This window comes from Nocardia sp. NPDC059228 (genome assembly GCF_042754245.1).
GTDB lineage: Bacteria > Actinomycetota > Actinomycetes > Mycobacteriales > Mycobacteriaceae > Nocardia.
Genome location: NZ_JBHZAL010000144.1, coordinates 1 through 1,176, shown reverse-complemented (window position 1 = coordinate 1,176; position 1,176 = coordinate 1). Strand labels below are relative to the sequence as shown.

The window sequence follows — 1,176 nt, the reverse complement described above, 5'->3', positions numbered from 1 at the left end:
GCCTGACGGCGTACAGCGCGGTCACGGTGTGCCCCGGCCCGACCTCGCCGCCGTCGACCCGGTCGTCGCGGAAGTCCTCGTCCGCGACCGCCCTGTTCTCGTAGCCGATCAGCCGGAACCTCTCAACTGCGCCGCTGTCGAACGCCACCTGCGCCTTGGCGTCCCTGGCGCGCAGTTCGACGTTCATGGGGAGCTGGTGGACGAAGACCTTCCTGGCCTGTTCCCTGTCGGAGACGTACGTCGTGTGTCCGTCGCCCTTATCGGCCAGCCGTTCCATCAGGGCGTCGCCGTAGTCGCTTCCGACCCCCACGCCGAAGAGGGTGATGCCGTGCTCGCTGCGCGCGCCCTCGATGCGTTCGAGGATCGCGTCCGCCTGCGTCTCGCCGGTGTTGGCCAGCGCGTCCGACAGCAGGACGACCCGGTTGGTCGCGCCGCTCCTGCGGCCGCCGACGGCTTCGTCGTAGCCCGTCTCGACGCCCGCCCCGACGTTGGTCGAGTCGGACGGTTCCAGCTCCTCGATCACGTCGTGGATCCGGGCGCGGCTGTCGCCGACGCGGGTCATGGGCAGTCGGGTCTCGGCCTGCGCGCTGAAGGTGACCAGGGCGATCGAGTCGTCGCCGCGCAGCTCGTCCGTAAGGATGCCGAGCGATTGTTTGACCAGGTCGAGGCGGCCGGGCTCGGCCATGGAGCCCGAGATGTCGATCACGAACGTGAGCGCGGCGGGCGGGCGTTCGCCCCCGGGGTCGGCCGGCCGGGTGGCGAGTCCGACGCGCAGGAGGGACCAGTCGTCGTCCGCGCCCGGCGCCGCCGCGCCGTCCACCGTGACGGAGAAGCCGTCCCCCTCGGGCCGTTCGTAGTCCTGGCGGAAGCTGTTGACGAACTCCTCGGGCCGTACGGTGCCGGGGTCCGGCAGCCGTCCTTCGTCGAGGGTGCGCAGCGCGTATCCGTAGGAGGCGGTGTCCACGTCCAGTGCGAAGGTCGACAGGTAGTCCGGTTCGGGTGCGAAGTCCCGCCCCGTGTCGTCCTGTTTCTGTTCGCCCTCCGGCCGGCCTTCGCCCTGCTCGACGCCGTCGGCCGGCCTCGCGGCTCCCGAGCCCCCCGTGGACCCCGGCCCGTTGCCGGGGGCTCCTCCGTAGGCCGGCCTCTCGGCCGCCTTGCTCGTGTCCTGCAGGTTGT

General features: G+C 71.6%; 1 protein-coding gene. It reads right to left on the bottom strand.

The window, feature by feature from the left end:
* Positions 1-1,176, bottom strand: a 1,176-nt coding sequence (locus tag ACFXKA_RS43055) for a VWA domain-containing protein (RefSeq protein WP_379431921.1), incomplete at both ends; no start/stop codon positions are given.